At 39.1% G+C, this 17,606-nt stretch carries 12 protein-coding genes, 1 tRNA gene and 1 other RNA gene; 7 read left to right on the forward strand and 7 right to left on the reverse strand.

Annotated features, from left to right (window positions below):
- The first annotated feature begins 94 nt into the window (after positions 1-94).
- From QZ576_RS14715 to rnpB, 3 genes are all read left to right on the forward strand, one after another.
- Complete coding sequence (locus QZ576_RS14715) at positions 95-1,135, forward strand: DUF2027 domain-containing protein (protein WP_297098486.1); 1,041 nt, start codon at positions 95-97, stop codon at positions 1,133-1,135.
- A 110-nt stretch (positions 1,136-1,245) separates the two neighbouring features.
- The gene (locus QZ576_RS14720) at positions 1,246-1,608 is read left to right on the forward strand and encodes a four helix bundle protein (RefSeq protein ID WP_297098488.1); all 363 of its coding nucleotides are present in this window, start codon (positions 1,246-1,248) and stop codon (positions 1,606-1,608) included.
- A gap of 73 nt (positions 1,609-1,681) precedes the next feature.
- An RNA gene (gene rnpB / locus QZ576_RS14725) (RNase P RNA component class A) lies at positions 1,682-2,094 on the forward strand.
- Positions 2,095-2,242: 148 nt separating this feature from the next.
- On the opposite strand, the gene QZ576_RS14730 is transcribed toward rnpB, so the two are convergent.
- The 5 genes from QZ576_RS14730 to QZ576_RS14750 form a co-directional block, all read right to left on the reverse strand.
- On the reverse strand, positions 2,243-2,803 hold the full coding sequence (locus QZ576_RS14730) for a sulfur transferase domain-containing protein (protein WP_297098490.1): 561 nt from the start codon (positions 2,801-2,803) through the stop codon (positions 2,243-2,245).
- A 163-nt stretch (positions 2,804-2,966) separates the two neighbouring features.
- Positions 2,967-3,980 (reverse strand): NAD-dependent epimerase, encoded by a 1,014-nt coding sequence (locus QZ576_RS14735; RefSeq protein ID WP_297098493.1) that lies wholly within the window; start codon positions 3,978-3,980, stop codon positions 2,967-2,969.
- 11 nt (positions 3,981-3,991) lie between these two features.
- Positions 3,992-5,911: a sulfate adenylyltransferase subunit CysN gene (gene cysN, locus QZ576_RS14740; RefSeq protein WP_297098495.1), complete on the reverse strand. Its 1,920-nt coding sequence runs from the start codon at positions 5,909-5,911 to the stop codon at positions 3,992-3,994.
- Between the two features lie 113 nt (positions 5,912-6,024).
- Entirely contained in the window at positions 6,025-6,933 is a 909-nt protein-coding gene (gene cysD / locus QZ576_RS14745; RefSeq protein WP_297098496.1) for a sulfate adenylyltransferase subunit CysD, read from the reverse strand.
- A gap of 223 nt (positions 6,934-7,156) precedes the next feature.
- Positions 7,157-8,965 carry an SLC13 family permease gene (locus QZ576_RS14750; protein WP_297098498.1) on the reverse strand — a complete coding sequence of 603 codons (1,809 nt, stop codon included), beginning with the start codon at positions 8,963-8,965 and terminating at the stop codon, positions 7,157-7,159.
- 316 nt (positions 8,966-9,281) lie between these two features.
- On the opposite strand from QZ576_RS14750, the gene QZ576_RS14755 reads away from it, so the two are divergent.
- A tRNA-Lys gene (locus QZ576_RS14755) sits at positions 9,282-9,357 on the forward strand.
- 285 nt (positions 9,358-9,642) lie between these two features.
- Positions 9,643-10,842 carry a site-specific integrase gene (locus tag QZ576_RS14760; RefSeq protein WP_297098499.1) on the forward strand — a complete coding sequence of 400 codons (1,200 nt, stop codon included), beginning with the start codon at positions 9,643-9,645 and terminating at the stop codon, positions 10,840-10,842.
- Between the two features lie 323 nt (positions 10,843-11,165).
- On the opposite strand, the gene QZ576_RS14765 is transcribed toward QZ576_RS14760, so the two are convergent.
- Both QZ576_RS14765 and QZ576_RS14770 read right to left on the reverse strand, forming a co-directional pair.
- Complete coding sequence (locus QZ576_RS14765; RefSeq protein ID WP_297098500.1) at positions 11,166-11,894, reverse strand: LytTR family DNA-binding domain-containing protein; 729 nt, start codon at positions 11,892-11,894, stop codon at positions 11,166-11,168.
- On the reverse strand, positions 11,891-12,490 hold the full coding sequence (locus tag QZ576_RS14770; protein ID WP_297098502.1) for a sensor histidine kinase: 600 nt from the start codon (positions 12,488-12,490) through the stop codon (positions 11,891-11,893). Before QZ576_RS14770 ends, QZ576_RS14765 begins: the two co-directional genes overlap by 4 nt.
- A 703-nt stretch (positions 12,491-13,193) precedes the next feature.
- Here QZ576_RS14770 and QZ576_RS14775 point away from each other — a divergent pair.
- Together QZ576_RS14775 and QZ576_RS14780 are read left to right on the forward strand one after the other, a co-directional pair.
- Positions 13,194-14,309, forward strand: coding sequence for an HlyD family efflux transporter periplasmic adaptor subunit (locus QZ576_RS14775; RefSeq protein ID WP_297098504.1), 1,116 nt, complete (start codon positions 13,194-13,196; stop codon positions 14,307-14,309).
- Between the two features lie 81 nt (positions 14,310-14,390).
- A complete protein-coding gene (locus QZ576_RS14780) occupies positions 14,391-17,591 on the forward strand; it encodes an efflux RND transporter permease subunit (protein WP_297098507.1) in 3,201 nt (1,066 codons plus the stop codon).
- Positions 17,592-17,606: the final 15 nt, after the last annotated feature.

A 17,606-nucleotide genomic window follows, 5' to 3' on the forward strand; every position in this document is an offset into this window, starting at 1 on the left:
AAAAGTAAGAATTTATTGTTTGCTTAGTGATAGCCTCACCCTGAGTGAGGCTATCACTGAAAGAAGTTGTACTTTTGCAGGAAATAGGAAAGTCATGATAAAAGTAGGAGATAAGGTTAAGTTTTTAAACGATGTTGGTGGTGGTGTTGTAACTGGTTTTGTAAATAAGAATACGGTAAATGTTGAAGGCGACGATGGTTTTGAAGTGCCTTGTCTGATTAAAGAGCTAGTGAATGTAAGTGCGCCTGAGCTGAATGTGAGGAGCGGTACTTCGACACAACATGAAACGCCGGCAGAAGTGCAGCCCGAACCTGAATACATTGAGCCGAAAGGTGAAATCATAAACGGCAAAAATGCAGCAGAATTTTATTTCTGTTTTGTTCCAACAAATCCCAAAAATCCGCTGTCGGGAGAGATTGAGCTATACCTGGTAAACGATAGTAACTACACGGTGCTATTCAATTACTCGTATATAAAAACTGATGGTGTTGAGGCTGTAAAACAAGGCACGGTTCGTTCCAATTCGAGGGAGAAAATCGATGCCTTGGTTCAGGAGGATTTGAGCGATTTACCTGATTTTGGATTTCAGCTGATTTATTTCCGTGAAACTGAAAGTGAGTGGAACCTGCCGATGGTGAAGAAGTTCAGAGTAAATCCGGTGAAGTTTTACAAAGAATCTACTTTCCGCGAGAATTCATATTTCAAAAGGAATGCATTGGTGCTGAAGATTACTTCTGATACCTTTCAGACTGAGTTGGATAAACTGACGCAGGATGATTTCAAAAAGGTAGTTAAAGCCAAAGAAACTGTTGAAGCACCAAAACGAAAGGAACGCAAGCGCAATGCCGAGGAAGTGGTGATCGATTTGCACATTACCGAGTTGCTCGACGAATCGGAAGGTTTGAGTAACCGTGAAATGTTGGAGATTCAAATGGACACTGTTGAATCCGAAATGAATCTGGCTATTAAAAATCACACGAAACGAATTGTATTCATTCACGGTGTAGGGCAGGGCGTTCTAAAACAGGAAGTAACCAACCTACTGAAACGCAAATTCAAAAAATATTATTTCCAGGACGCGTCGTTTAAGGAATACGGCTACGGCGCTACAATGGTAATCCTACGGAAAGGATGATTGATCAAGGATAAATTCGAAGGATAAATTCGAAAGATGAAAGATTAATGATTAGGGTTTATTGGGGAGATTATGTAATTTGTGAATGTTATCACCAATAAACTTTAATCATGAACAAAGAAAAAGACCTCAAACGAAGGACTAAAAGCTTTTGTATCAATTGTATTCGTTTGGCAGAAACCCTGCCAAATACCTATTTGGGAAAACATATTCAAGGACAGTTAATAAGAAGCTCATCGTCGGTAGCAGCAAATTACAGAGCTGCGAAGTTGGCACAATCAACAGCTGCATTTGTTTCGAAAATTAGCATTGTAATTGAAGAAGCAGATGAATCGCAATTCTGGCTTGAGTTAATTAAGAATTTGAAGCTCATCGATTCCGAACAAAGAAATGTCCTTGAAAGGGAAGCTTCAGAACTAGTTGCTATTTTTGTTTCATCACGTAAAAAATTGCATCAACGTAAATTCAATTAATCCTTAACCCTTTCAATTCATCCTTTTTATTCATCCTTTATCAATTATCCTTAATCCTTTTACTACTTTTGCACCGGCAAGCCGCTTTATCGCTGTTCTGATTTATCGGGAGAGAGGAAAGTCCGGGCAACGCAGGGCACCGTGCTTCTTAGCGAGAAGATCTTTGAAAGGGGATAGCAACGTAACAGAAAATAACCACCTTGTTGTGGCGTGTCCACGGCAGGGAACGGGTGAAAAGGTGCGGTAAAAGCGCACCGGTGGAGGTGGCAACATCACCAGCCGTACGTCTCACGGGTTGCAAAGCCATGTATATCCAAAGTGTTTGCCGCTGTTGCGGTACAGCGAAACGGCCCGTTTTGCTCTCAACGCACAAGAGACTTTGGAGGGGTAGGCTGCAGGATCCCGGCAGTGATGTCGGGACTAGATAAATGATAAAGGACCGTCTTTTGACGGTTACAGGACCCGGCTTACAGGCTTGCCTTTTTAAATGAAACTCAAAATTCAGGATCCGTCAATTGACGGAGAACTGGATTTTGTTAGTTGAATTAATCCCGATAACGAAGTTCATCGGGATATTATAATCAGCGGGTGACTACAAGTTAAAACAAGTAGTCACCCGCTGATTTTTTTTTGCTTATTTTAATTGCCAGTCAATCTCTTCTTTTAGCAAATTCTCTAATGGAAACGAGAATTTTATCTGCTCGCCAAATGCAATGGCATCAGCCAGTTTGTAACCTTTGTATTCAACCATGTAAGCCATCATAAAATTGGTTACCCGGCCGGCACTTCCACAGTGAATTAGTACCTTTTTGTATTTGCCATTCATGACCTCGGCAAATTTCTCCAGGTTTTCAGGCGTATAGCCATCATATCCTGAAACCGGCAGCGAAACGTATTTCATTTTCAATTTGGCAACCATTTCTTCTTCGTTAAATGCTTCTTCGGCAAAATCTTCGTTTTCACCTTCTGTGCGCAGATTGATAACCAAGTCAACACCCTGATCTTTTAGCCATTCAAAAGTTTCTAGGTTGGGCTGACCACTAAAAAACATGTTGTCGCTTTTAAATAGATTGGGTGCATTATTGAGTTCTTCAACTTCAGGAACTTCTTTTTTCTGAAGATTTGAGGCATCCACCTGTGGTGGATTGAAAAGAAGAATTGTACAACAAAACAGCAGTAGAGTAAACGTTTTCATGAAATAGAATTTTAAGTTATCTCATAAAGTTAGAAATACTGAATTGTAATTCTGTTAATGAAGTGTTATTGCTTGTTAACGAGGCTAAAAACAAAAGATCCGATTCTGCTCTTTTTCAGAACATGAATCTGATCTTTAATTATACGTTGAAATTAAACTCCAACTATTGATAAAACTTTTTGTACCATTTTACAAATTCGCCAATTCCTTCTGCCAGAGGCGTATCGGGCGAGTAGCCAAAATCTTTTTCCAGCGCACTTACATCGGCGTAGGTTTTGTAAACGTCGCCGGGTTGCATGTCGTGGTATTCCTTAACGGCTTCCTGTCCAAGAGCTTTTTCAATGGTTTCGATAAACTCCATCAGTTTAACCGGGCTTGAATTTCCAATGTTATGTACCTTGTAAGGAGCTCCTGATTCACTTGATGGCGGTCCGTTCAGAATCTTGATAATTCCCTCAACAATATCGTCGATATAGGTAAAATCGCGGTACAGGTCGCCATGGTTAAATATCTTAATGGCATCTCCTGCCAGGATGTTTTTCGTGAACGAGAAATAGGCCATATCAGGTCGTCCCCATGGTCCGTAAACCGTGAAAAAGCGCAATCCTGTAGTTGGGATACCAAACAAATGACTGTAGGTATGCGCCATCAACTCGTTGCTCTTTTTGGTAGCCGCATATAAACTCACCGGGTTATCCACCGTGTCGTCAACCGACAGCGGCATTTTTGCACTGTTGCCATACACACTCGACGAACTGGCGTAAACCAAATGCTGAATGTTATTATGTCGGCAAGCTTCAAGTATATTGATGAACCCAACAATGTTGCTATCGATATAAGCTCGTGGATTTTCGATACTATAACGCACACCGGCTTGTGCAGCCAGGTTGCAAACCATATCGAACTTCTCGGTTTCGAAAAGTTGATCGATCTGCTCACGGTCTTCCAGGTTCATTCGAACAAACGAATACGCCGGATTTTTTGTACTGACAACTTTTTTATGCCAGTGCTCGGCCTCATTAGAAATACCTGCTTCGGCCAAACGGGCATATTTCAGCTCGGTAGAATAGTAGTCGTTGATATTGTCGATACCCACAACTTCTACTCCTTGCTCCAATAATTTGTTTGCAAGATGGAATCCAATGAAACCCGCTGTGCCTGTTACTAAAACTTTCATTCTAAATATTCCTAGTGGTTAGGAAATACTTTGTTCATTGCTAAGTAATCCAAAATAGCATCCAGGTTTTCCTCGTTTTTCTCCGGGTTGAAAACCAGTTTTGCATTTGTTGGTGCTTCATATTCCAGATCAACACCCGGCAGACCACTTGTTTTGCCTTCTTCCACCAATTTGTACAATTCCGGTTTATTGTTTTTGCAATACTCCAAATCGGCATCCATGTAGAACATATGGAAACGATCTTTACCAATAATTTCTGCTACCTGATCGCGCAACGATTCGTTACGTGAGATATAGGAAGCAATGGTGATAATTCCCTGATCGTTCAATATTTTACAAATATGTGCTACACGGCGCAGATTTTCGGCACGGTCGGCAGGAGAGTAGTCAAGCTCGCGGCTCAATCCTGAGCGTACAGAACTTCCGTCGATCAACACCACTGTTGCTCCGTTGTCGAATAATTTTTTCTCCAGACTAAATGCCAATTCATTTTTACCTGAACCGTGCAGGCCGGTAATCCAGATGGTTTCACCTTTCTGGTTGTACTTCTGAATGTATTCTTCCGGTTTGATCAACGCTTCACCTTTGGCAATTTTTTCCTTGTCAACATCGGTAATGCGCGATGGAAGGCTATTGCTGCCAAGCTTATCGATAATCATACCCACCGCTACGGTGTTATGTGTTACCGGATCGATAAGAATAAATGAACCGGTTTGATGATTCTTTTTATACGGGTCGAAGAAAAGTGGTTTGGTAGTGGTAATCACCACGCGGCCAATTTCGTTCAGCTTGAATTTTTCGATGTTCGATTTTTCAAGCGTGTTTACATCCACTTTGTATTTTATCTCGTCAAGACGAGCCTTTGTATTATTGTTGGCATGTTTGATGTAAAACTGGGTAGAAAGGTTCATGTCAGTCTCATCCATCCAAACCAACATCGCCTCAAATTGACGCTCAACACGTGGCAGGTTATCAGGATGCACCAACATATCGCCACGCGAAATGTCAATTTCGTCCTCCAGCGTAACCGTTACCGATTGTGGCGGGAATGCGTAATCCAGTTCCCCTTCGTAAGTCACGATTTTCTCTACTTTCGATTTTTTCATCGAAGGCAGCACCATTACTTCGTCGCCTTTTTTAATTATTCCTGACGCTACAGAAGTTGAGAATCCACGGAATTTAATATCGGGGCGCAACACATACTGAACCGGGAAACGCAGGTCGTCGAAGTTACGGTCAGAGCTTACATGAACGTTCTCCAAAAACTCCAGCAGACAAGGACCATGGTACCAATCCATGTTGTCGCCTTTTTCCACTACGTTGTCGCCTTTTAAAGCCGACAGTGGAATGAAGTTTACATCCGGCACATCAAGCTGGGTAACAAAAGCTTTATAGTCAGCTTTGATTTCCTCAAAACGCTCCTGTTTGTAATCGGCCAGGTCCATTTTATTAATGGCTACCACAACGTGTTTAATTCCCAAAAGGTTGGCCAAATAAGTGTGGCGTTTGGTCTGGGTGATTACTCCATGACGTGCGTCAATCAAGATAATGGCCAGGTTGGCAGTCGATCCACCGGTAATCATGTTACGGGTGTATTGCTCGTGCCCCGGAGTATCCGCGATGATAAATTTACGCTTTGCAGTTGAGAAGTAGCGATAAGCCACATCAATAGTAATTCCCTGCTCGCGTTCGGCTTTCAAACCATCGAGCAACAAGGCGTAGTCGATTTCTTCGCCGGCATGGCCAATACGTTTACTGTCGCGGTGCAAAGCTTCAAGCTGATCTTCATAAAGCATTTTACTGTCAGCCATCAGGCGTCCGATCAGCGTTGATTTGCCATCGTCAACCGATCCTGCAGTCAGCAAGCGTAAAAGGTCTTTTTTCTGGTCTTGATCCAGAAACTCTTGTATATTAAGTTTTTTTGTTGTCATTACTTTGCTTTAATTAAGCTGTCATTTCGACGACGTAGGAGGAGAAATCTGTTTCAATGTGTGAGATTTCTCGTTCGTTCCTCACTCGAAATGACAATGAATATTGAACCTTACTAGAAATACCCTTCTCTTTTTTTCTGTTCCATACTTGCTTCCTGATCGAAGTCGATAACACGTGTTGTACGCTCCGAAACGGTAACGGTCATCATTTCTTCAACAATTTTCTCGATGGTATCAGCTTCCGATTCAATAGCACCGGTAAGCGGGTAACAACCCAGCGTACGGAAACGTACCATGCGCATTTCTGCTTTGTCGCGCAATTCTTTTGGCATACGTTCGTCGTCTACCATAACAAGGGTGCCATCCATTTCAACCACCGGACGTTCTTTGGCGTAATACAGCGGAACGATCGGGATATTTTCTAAACGGATGTACTGCCAAATGTCGAGCTCAGTCCAGTTCGAGATAGGGAACACTCGAATTGATTCACCTTTTTGTACACGGCTGTTGTAGATATTCCAAAGCTCAGGACGCTGGTTTTTTGGGTCCCACTGATGGAATTTATCGCGAAACGAGAAAATACGCTCTTTTGCACGCGATTTTTCCTCATCACGACGGGCACCGCCAAATGCAGCATCAAATTTGTATTTATTCAGACCACCAAGCAGGGCCTGTGTTTTCATAATATCGGTGTGAACTTTACTTCCGTGAGTAAAAGGACCTACGCCACTTTCAAAACCTTCTTTGTTGTAATGTACGATCAAGTCCCAGCCTTTTTCTTTCGCATAAGTGTCGCGGAAATCGATCATTTCCTGGAATTTCCATTTCGAGTCGATGTGCATCAACGGAAACGGAACTTTACCGGGATAAAATGCTTTTTCGGCCAGGCGAACCATCACCGACGAGTCTTTCCCGATGGAATAAAGCATAACTGGATTTTCGAACTCGGCTGCCACCTCGCGGATGATGTGGATGGCTTCTGCCTCCAGTTCGCGAAGGTTGGTTAATGAATAATTATCCATTCTTTTTTATTTTAGTTTTTACAGCCCGGTATGATTATTTTTTGGGTATGTTGCTGATATCTACCAATAGTAGGCTGTAGCTGTATTAAATTCTTTCTCTTCTTTTCAAACGAATGCAAATATAGAATTTTATTCCGGTTGACTTAAGGATTAAAGCCTTTTGTCCGGTGATCGATTTCTTTCTTAAGAATGAATTTAAATAAGGGGCAAAATGTCGCAAAAACTAGAAGCTCCAGAAGTAGGGAATAAGTAGCATCGATAAAATGAATGCGATTAAATTCAGCGGAAGACCGATTTTTAAATAGTCGCGGAATTTATAGTTACCAATCGCTTGAATAATCAAATTTGTTTGGTAACCAATTGGGGTTGAGAAACTTGCTGATGCAGCAATGGCAATGGTTACAAAAAACGGTTTCGGATCGACATTTAATTGGTGCGAAGCTGCAAGTGCAATCGGGAATACCAATGCCGCAGCAGCATTGTTGGTGATAATCTCGGTAAAAATAGCCGTGAGAATATACAGTGCTGCCATAACGCCAAGGGGCCCAAATCCTTTCGAGAAATTAACGGTAGTGCGTGCTAAAATTTCGGCCGCACCTGAATTTTGCATGGCTTTACTAATGGCAAAGGCACAGGCAATGGTAATCAGAACGTCCCAACTAATGGCCTTGGTGTACTTTTGGTGAGGCATAATTTTTAGCCAAATCAACAGCATGGCAGCAATTGATGCAAAAAAGAACATATCCAAGGTTAAACCATCGGGCGACGAAAGGAATTTGCCAATGGTGGTGCCCACAATCATGCCCAGCAAAATGATAAACGCTAACCATTTTTTCCAGAAAGTTCCCGTGCTGCGGTAATCGCGAATATATGATGTAAGCAAAAAGATCTTTGAATCGCCCCAGTTTTCGATAAATTTTTCGGTGGTAAGTAAAACAAGATTATCGCCGGTTTTTAGGTGCAACTTGTCTTTATTGCTGGTAATACGCTCTCCGTTTCGGTGTACGGCAAGCACCACTGCCTGGTAGTGATCGTAAAAGTTAAACTCGTGAATATTCTTGCCAATTGCCGGAAAGCGTGGCGACAATACAGCCTCGTATTGTTTCAGCTTTTCTTTTGGCACGTTTTTTATCAAATCAATACCACTCAGTTTTACATTTGAATTAGCAAGAATATAATTTAACCGATCCGATTTTCCGGCAACAAGTAACTTGTCGTCAGCCAGAAGTTTAAACGAGCCTTTTTTAGTTTCAATTATATTGCCATCGCGGTTAATGGTTTGAATAATCAGGCCTTTAAGCTCTTTCATTCGGCCATTTTTTATTTCAAGGCCAATAAGGTTGCTGTTCTCCGTAATTATAATGTCGTAGTGGTAGTCTTTGTATTCGGTAGAGCTTTTTGAGTTGAAGAAGATTTTCTCGCCGGGCAGTAGTCGGTTACTAAAAACAGTCATGTAAATGGTACCGGCAATCGCAACAAAGCCACCTATTTTCGCCAACTCGAACATGCTGAAACCTTCGTATCCGTTCTCCAGAATCAAACCGTGTACAACAAGGTTGGTAGATGTACCGATAAGTGTACACATTCCTCCAAAAATTGTAGCGTACGAAAGTGGTATCAGAAATTTCTTGGATGAGAGGTTTAAGTTCTCCGACCATTTTTTTATGATTGGAGCAAAAATAATTACCACCGGAGTATTGTTTAAGAAAGCCGACAAAACCGAAACCGGAAGCATGATCTGTGGAATCAGTGAAACCATTTTTCTGCGTTTTCTCGGGAGATAAGTTTGTGCCAGACGGTTCAGTATTCCCGATTGCCGCACTCCTTCGCTAACAATAAACAGAATGCCGATGGTAATCATTCCCTTGTTGGAAAAACCGGCCAGCATTTCTTTGTCGCTTATTGCTCCTGTCGCCATCAGAATAATTGCCGAGGAGAAAAAGATAAGCCCCGGACGCATCAACTCTTTTGCAAGGGCGATAATCGTTAACAATACAATTGCGAGTACAATATATCCTTCGGTACTTATCAAAGTGGTGTAGTATTATGTTGTCCTTCAGTTCAAACAATAGCTGCTTGAAAGAATCAAAGCTAGTATTAAAATTTTTTCTCTTCAAATTATTTTTCTGAAATAAAACTGTTCAAATAAGTGCGTGTTTGTAAGGTGTTCTTTTTGTGGGAGATGAGCGATTTTTAAAGACAATTTGTGGTGTCTGGTCGAAATTTACTGTGCGATGAGAAATGAAAAAAATGGATTTTTTTTGAAAAAAAGTGTCTGATGATTTGTGTGGAAAAAAATAATAATTACTTTTGCACCCGCCTTTGAGAAACAACGGCACTACAAGGATGACTCAGTAGCTCAGTTGGTAGAGCACATCCCTTTTAAGGATGGGGTCCTGGGTTCGAGACCCAGCTGAGTCACCAAACCGGAAATCATTCCGAACCAAAAGCGCTTAAATCGTTGATTTACAGCGCTTTTTTCTTTTGCGGTAATTCATAATAAGTCAAAAAACACCAAAAAAAAGGGGACTAAATCGAGACCCATCGATTTTTGGCTCAAAAATAGGTCTCTTTTTCGTAACTCTCTGATATTCATAATTTAATGTGGTCTGAATTGGTCTCTTTTGCTGTTGTGAGACGGCACTTTTTGGGGTAATTTTACCCAAAAAGAGACCTATAGAGACCCTAAAACTTAAAAATTTAGGAGTTATGAGAATCAGAATTAGTCTTCTGTTAAAGAAATCGAAGAGTAAGAACAGCGGGAAATGCCCTGTTTATGCGCGTTGTGTGATGGATGGACGAAGAATTGAGCTGTCAACGTCAATTTTGGTGGATGTAGATAGTTGGGATAAATCAAGGCAGGAAATTGCCGGGAATTCGCAGGAAATTAGAATCCTCAATAATCGTTTGTTGAAATTCGTATCTGGAATTTATGATATCTATAATCAGTTGGAAGCAAGTCATGATGATTTTGATGTTTATACGATCAAAGAAAAAATCACAGGTACCAGTTCGAAAGATTATTTTATTGAGCTATTTGAGTCAGTTATCGAATCAATTGAAAAAAAGTTAGGGAAAGGCTATTCCAAAGGAACTTTAAAACACTATCGTACTTCGTTAACGCGATTAAAGGATTTTGTAAAGGAATTTTATTTTCGGAAAGATATTGAGATAAAAAAGGTAGATTATACTTTTCTGAGTGCTTTTGACATTTATCTAAAATCGAAACACAATATAGGAACAAACACAGTGTGGGGATATCATAGGCATGTGAAAAAGGTGTTGAATGATGCGGTTTCAATGGGATTAATTGTTAGGAATCCATATGAAAACTTCAAGGTTAAGAGAGGTGATGCGAACCGAGACTTTCTCACTCTCAAGGAAATTAAAAAAATAGAGAAGAAACGTATTCCGATTGATAGGCTTGCCATTGTGCGCGATGTTTTTATTTTCGCATGTTATACAGGTTTATCCTATTCTGATATTGCCAAATTGAGTTACCAACATATACACAAAGGTGATGATGGTGAAGATTGGATTATTATTGATCGGAACAAAACAAAGAACCGGTGTCGTATTCCTTTACTTCCGAATGCTTTACAAATTTTGAGAAAATATAAAGATTATGCATGGAATGAATCACAAGGCTTATTATTGCCAGTTCGTTCGAACCAAAAAATGAATGCTTATCTTAAAGAGTTGGCAACAATATGTGGAATTAAAAAGAATTTATCCATGCACGTTGCCAGGCATTCTTTTGCGACCTCTGTTACACTTTCAAATGGAATACCGATAGAAACTGTATCAAAAATGTTAGGGCATAATTCGTTAAAAACCACACAAGTTTATGCACGAATAGTTGATAAGAAGATTTCGGATGATATGAAGAAATTGAAGGCAATTTTGTGAATTGGAATTCATCGTTCTTTTGTTCTCGATATAGTCTCTTTTAATTTGGGGTTAAATATTTTGAATTGAGATTTAGTGTGGATTGTTGAAAAAGATTTGCATGAAATATGGTTAGGAATGTATCTGCTTGACTGTTGGTCTGTGCCCAGTAAAGGACGATTTTGTATTTTCCTATGCGCTTAAAATCAATGTCCTAGAGAGGTTGAAAATTTTTGTTCTCGGTAAAGTCTCTCTTAAATTTCAACAATAATAATTTCAATCTCAAAGATACAAAAATCGAATAATAGTTTCCGTTGATTGATGTTATAACTGTTCTAATATTTTTACACCTCAAATATCTTCATTACATCTTCTTTATACATTTTTCCAACAGGCAACTTTAAATTATCCACTTCTAGTACATTTCCCTCGAGTGAAAGGATTTCCTGAATTGCCACGATGTAAGATTTATGAATCCTTATAAATAAGTTTTTAGGGAGCGATTCCTCTAGCTCCTTTAACGATGCCAGCGCTGTAATTCGCCTTTTATTGGTGTGAAAAGTTACATAAGCTTTTTGCCCTTCAATGTATTTAATATCGTTGAAATTTATTTTGTAGAATTTGCGGTCAGCTCTAATAGTAAGGTAAGAATCAGCGTAAGTGGTTTCCGACTGATCGGGGAGGAGTGGTAGCTGATCAGGAGCGTCAACTTTACTTCCCAATTTATCAATTACTTTGTTTACCGCCTGAAAAAAGCGTTCGAACGAAAATGGTTTTAGCAAATAGTCGATGGCACTTAAATTAAAACCTTCCAAAGCGTAGTCCTGATAAGCCGTGGTAAAAATTATTTCAGGTTTGTTTGTAAGACTCCTAACAAAATCGATTCCAGTAATATCGGGCATCTGAATGTCGATAAATAGCAAATCGACATCACCCTTTTTTATCAGTTCTGTTGCTTTTAGTGGCGAATTAAAATCGCCCATCAATTCCAATTCCGGTATTTTACTAATATAATTCTTGATGTACTCACGTGCGAGACGTTCGTCATCAATTACCAGGCATTTAATTTTCATGGTTCCAATATTAAGTCAACACTATAAGAACTATTCTGCTCATCAATGAATAATTCATATTTTTGAGGATAAATAATTTCGAGTCGGTGCTTCACATTTTTTATTCCCAAACCACTTCCAGGGGCCGGTTTGTTGTTTTCCGGTAAAGTGTTTTCAATATGGAAATGTAATTTATTACTTGCGTGTTTAATACTTATATCAACATAAGCTAATTCATATTCTTCGATCCGGCTATATTTAAATGCATTTTCAATAAAGGGGATAAAAAGCATTGGCGCAATTTCAATATTGGCACCATTTACTTCTGATTCAATTTTTATATTCTGCGTAAATTCTGATTTCATTTGCTGAAATGCCGTAAAGTTCTCGATATATTTTAACTCAGCGGAGAGAGGTACCCGGTCTTTGTTGCAATCGTAAAATACATAACGTAACATATCGGATAATTTAAGAACACTCTGAGGGGCATTTTGTGATTGCATATACGTTAGTGAATAAATGTTATTCAAGGCATTGAATATAAAATGTGGATTGATTTGTGCTTTTAGGAGCTTTAGCTCCGTTGCTAGTTTTTCTTCCGTGAGCAGTTTTTCCAACTTCAATAGTTTATTTGTTTGCTCCATTGACCTGAAGGAGGTAGCCACGAAAAATATAAAACCAAAGCTAAAAAGATACCTAAAGATATGTAATGGAGCAGGAGGCTGGTTGGGATTGCTTGCACGAAAATCAGGAAGAATATAATAATCAACAACGATAACAACTATCGCGAATGCTATTATTACAAGAGATGAGATCCAGAAGTATTTTCTTCCTTTTTTGTGAAATCGCGGGAATAAAAACATTGTAGTAACGTAAAACATTACACAATTAATTATTGTTTCGTATGCTGCATTTACAAATGCGAAAAGCGAACTGTTAAAATAATTTATGATATTAAAAATAAATAAAAACAGTACCAACCATAGTACCAATGGTATCCATATTTTTCGATGTAATTTTATCATTTTACCGTCTTTGTTATAATAAGTAGAACAGGATAGCACACTATACACTGAATCTTCGTGAAGGACAAATTTAAGCAGCCTTTTTTCAAATCAGGAAATTGTATAAACCAAAATACAAAATTCATATACCAACCAACCATATTGTTGAACGAATGTAAGTTTTCTCGATTTCAATGCCAAAATGGCTTTTCGTTCATCATATAGGCGCTTTCGTTTATTATTTTTTATAAATAAACACTGCCTCTTCATATTTGCTGTTGGAAAATTTAGAATGAAAAACAGAAAACATTTAATCATGAAAAACAAACTTTTGTATGGCTTGGCGAGCCTGGTATTAATATTGGTTGCCTTTGGTGTTTCCGGGTTTTTAATTAAAACGAAACCGGAACCAGAGACGGACGGTACTGCCCACAATGTAATGTATGTTAAAGCCGATAAAGTAAAATTGGTTGAAACAGAATCAGATATGATTTATCGTGGGCGTGTTGCAGCGTTTGATAATATTTCGTTATCAGCAGAAGTATCTGGAAAGATTATGCAAGGCGATGTTCGGTTTAAAGCTGGTGAGAGTTTTAAAAAGGGTGATGTATTATTAACTATTTACAGCGAAGATGTTAAGGTCGCGCTTAAGTCGGGTAAAAGTAGTTTACTGCAGACCATTTCGCAGATTTTACCGGACATAAAAGTGGATTATCCGAATGAATTTGCAAAATGGAACACCTTTTTTAATTCTGTTGATCCCGAAAAACCTCTTCCTCAATTACCACAAATTGATTCTGATAAAGAGAAAGTATTTTTGGCAGCGAATAGCGTTTTGACTAATTATTATTCTTTACAACAACAAGAGATCAATCTGACCAGGTACACTATTCGTGCGCCATTTAATGGGATCTTTAAAACGGTTAATAAGGAGATAGGTGCAGTTGCTAATCCGGGTACAGAGTTGGCTAATCTCATCCGTTCTGATAAACTGGAGATTGTTGTACCTGTTTTTCCAAACGATTTGGAATGGATAAAAAGGGGTAACAGTGTACAAATTCAGGGACATAACGGACTTAAGCAAACTGCAACAGTTTCGCGCATCTCTGGTTATGTTGACGAGGAAACACAATCAGTTAATGTTTATCTGACTTATCAGGCCTTGGCTGGCAAAAAAAGTTTTCTTGAAGGAGAGTATGTCGATGTTGTATTAGGAAACTCAAGAGTTACAGGCTACGAGATTCCACGCGAAGCAGTTATTGACCAAAGTTTCGTTTATGAATTAAAAAACGGTAAGCTCGGGAAAAAAGAAATTCAGGTAGTCAGAAAACTTAACGATTCTTATATTATTTCAGGAATAGGAGACTCACAATTAATTGTCACAGAATCACTGGCTTCTATAAACCCAAACGCAGAGTATCAGGCAAGGTAGCAGGTTGTTGACTTTAGCTGCTTTTAAATGTCGTATTCACCTTGCGACCCGGTACTCTTATTTTTTTAATTCAAAATAAAAATGAAAAAAATATTAACACAATTTGTAAAATATCCATTTTATGGGAAAATGGTAATTCTTGTTTTGTTGCTTATTGGCGGAATTTCACTGTACAATATGCGAAAGGCAACTTTACCTTTGGTTGAATCAAAGACCATCACTGTAACAGTGATGTATCCGGGGGCCACACCAAAAGAGATGGATGAAGGAATTACTTCTCTGGTTGAAAACAGCATTCGTGGAATTGCCGGTATTAAAGAGTTTTCTTCACAATCACGCGAAAGTTCTGCCAGTATAACCATTACCGCATTAAATGGTTACAATATGGATGAATTGTTGGCAGAAGTAAAAAATGCAGTTGACGGCATTTCGAACTTTCCCGCGGCTGCCGAACGCCCTATTGTTTCAAAATCAAGGTCGAGAGATATGGCCATGTTTATGTCACTGGTTTCTGAATCAAATGATATTCTGGAATTAAACCGTATGGCAAACCTGATTGAAGATGATTTGTTGGCTACAGGTAAAATCTCGCAAGTATCGATCATGGGACTACCCAGGAACCTGGAACTTGCTGTTGAACTGGATGAAACACAGATGCGCCGCTTCAATCTTACTTTCAATGAAATTCAAAATGCCATTTCCAGTAATAATCTTGATATTTCAGGGGGGACAATCCGTAATCCACGTGAACAAATTAAAGTTATTAGCCGCCAACGCTCTGTCGATCCGGAAGACATTAAACAAATTGTAATTAAAGCAAATGAAAACGGTCAGTTGGTAAAAATTGGCGATGTTGCAACCGTTACATTGCAAGGACCGGAAGATCCAAGCAACGGATTTATCGATAAAAAACCGGCGGTTAGTTTTATGGTTCAGAAACTAATTAGTGAAGATCTGGAGGCAATTTCAGACGAAGTTCATGCATATATCGATGAGTTTAATGCAAAACATGACGATTTTACCATTGAAGTAAGAATGGATTTTCTTGAAATGATCGACGGGCAACTTTCCATACTGATAAATAATGGTTTACTGGGAATCTTTTTAGTCATCCTTCTTCTGTCACTGCTTTTAAATATTCGCCTTTCGTTATGGGTGGCCTGGGGTATTCCAGCTTCATTCCTTGGAATGTTTATTGTTGCTGGTATTACAGGAGTAACTATTAACTTAATAAGCCTTTTCGGGATGATTCTGATTATCGGTATCCTGGTAGATGATGGAGTGGTAATTGGCGAAAATATCTTTACGCATTTTGAAAAAGGTAAGTCCCCACGTCGCGCAGCTATTGACGGTACTCTGGAAGTTCTTCCAGCAGTATTTACATCGGTAACAACAACTATTATTGCCTTTGTTCCGCTTTTGTTTATCGAAGGCCGGATGGAAATGATGTATGAAATGGCTTTTGTTGTTATTATTTGTCTTCTGTTTTCATTACTTGAAGGAATGTTTGTTTTGCCGGGTCACCTTGCCAATCCTCATGTTTTAAAACCACAAAACGAAAAATCGTTTTACGGGAAATTACGTGTTAAAGTAGATAAAATAATCTTTGGTTTCAGGGATAAAATTTATACTCCATTTCTGCAATGGATGTTAAATCATAAAGGGCTGTCTATAGCATTTGTTACATCAATGTTTATTCTTTCCGTTGGTCTGGTAGGAAGTGGAAAAATTGCTTTTACTTTTTTCCCACAGACGCCGTCCGATATGTTTTCTATTGATTTGGCTTTAAAACCCGGAGTAAATGAAGAAATAACAAAAGAAAAGCTCTTTTATATTGAAGATAAAATTTGGGAGGTAAATAACGAGTTAATGGAAAAGTATGGTGATACAATCTCTTATGTATCATCTCTCAATGTTACAATGGGAAGTTCGTTTAGTGGGGCCGAATCAGGAACAAATGCCGGAATGATCCGTGTGTTTCTGAATCCGCTGGAAGATACGCAGGTTTCGGATGAACTATTGAAACGAGAAATTTCGGACAAGGTGGGTAAAATACCCGAAGCTTATAAATTTGCTGTCGGAGCTTCGAATCGTTTTGGTGCACCGGTTTCAATAAGTTTGCTGGGTTACGATCCTGATGACCTGGAAGAAGCGAAAAATGAACTGGAAGCCGAATTAGAAAAAATGCCTGCATTGTTTAATATTACCAATAACAGTCAGATCGGAAGTCAGGAGTTAAGATTAAAACTCAAACCCGAAGCATACGCCCTGGGAATTACCGAACAATCGTTGATGGCTGAAGTTAGACAAGGTTTTTACGGAGCACTGGCGCAACGTATTCAGGAAGGCAAAGATGAAATCTGGGTTTATGTGCGTTATACACGAGATAATCGTCAAAATATTGGCCAGCTGGAAAATATGTTAATACACACTCAAAGTGGTAATTATCCGCTGGGAAGGATCGCTGAAATCTCAACTGCACGGAGTTTGAGTACCATTAACCACTATAACGGACGTCGCGAGATTCGGGTTGATGCGTATCAAAAAGACATGAGCCAATCCGTACCGGATATATTGGATTATATCGAAACCAATATTTTACCAGAGATAGAAAAGAATCATCCACAGTTAACCTATATGCATCAGGGGCAACAAAAAGATACGCAGGAACAGATGGGAAGTATGATGCTTTATTTCGGATTGGCGTTCTTGGTAATTGTCTTGATAATCATGTTCTATTTTAAATCATTCCGACAGGGTATATTGGTGATCGCGATGATACCATTAGGTTTTATTGGAGCTATTTGGGGACACGGTATTCACGGTCAACCAATTTCAATGATGAGCCTTTGGGGAATGGTTGCCCTATCGGGGGTAATAATTAACGATGCTATTGTTTTTATTGCTAAATACAACCAAAATCTTGAGAAAGGGATGAAAGTATTGGAAGCGGTTAAAGATGCCGGGAAATCACGTTTCAGGGCTATCTTTTTAACCACTGTTACAACCACGGCAGGTTTAATGCCACTAATACTTGAAAATAGTCCTGATGCCCGTATGCTTATTCCTATGGCAATTGCACTGGCTTATGGTATTTTGTTTGGCACTGTATTTATACTCATCATTTTACCTGTACTAATTGTATTATCAAATAAAGCGACCCTGGTGCTTCGAAGTATTCGTTCAAAAGTGCCAATTGAACCGGAATCAGTTGAAACAGCAGTTATTAATGCAAATATTGAACGGACGTTAAGCCAGAATATGGCCAAAGAGTTCGATTAAAAAAGAGGATTACAG

Source organism: uncultured Draconibacterium sp. (genome assembly GCF_913060805.1).
GTDB lineage: Bacteria > Bacteroidota > Bacteroidia > Bacteroidales > Prolixibacteraceae > Draconibacterium.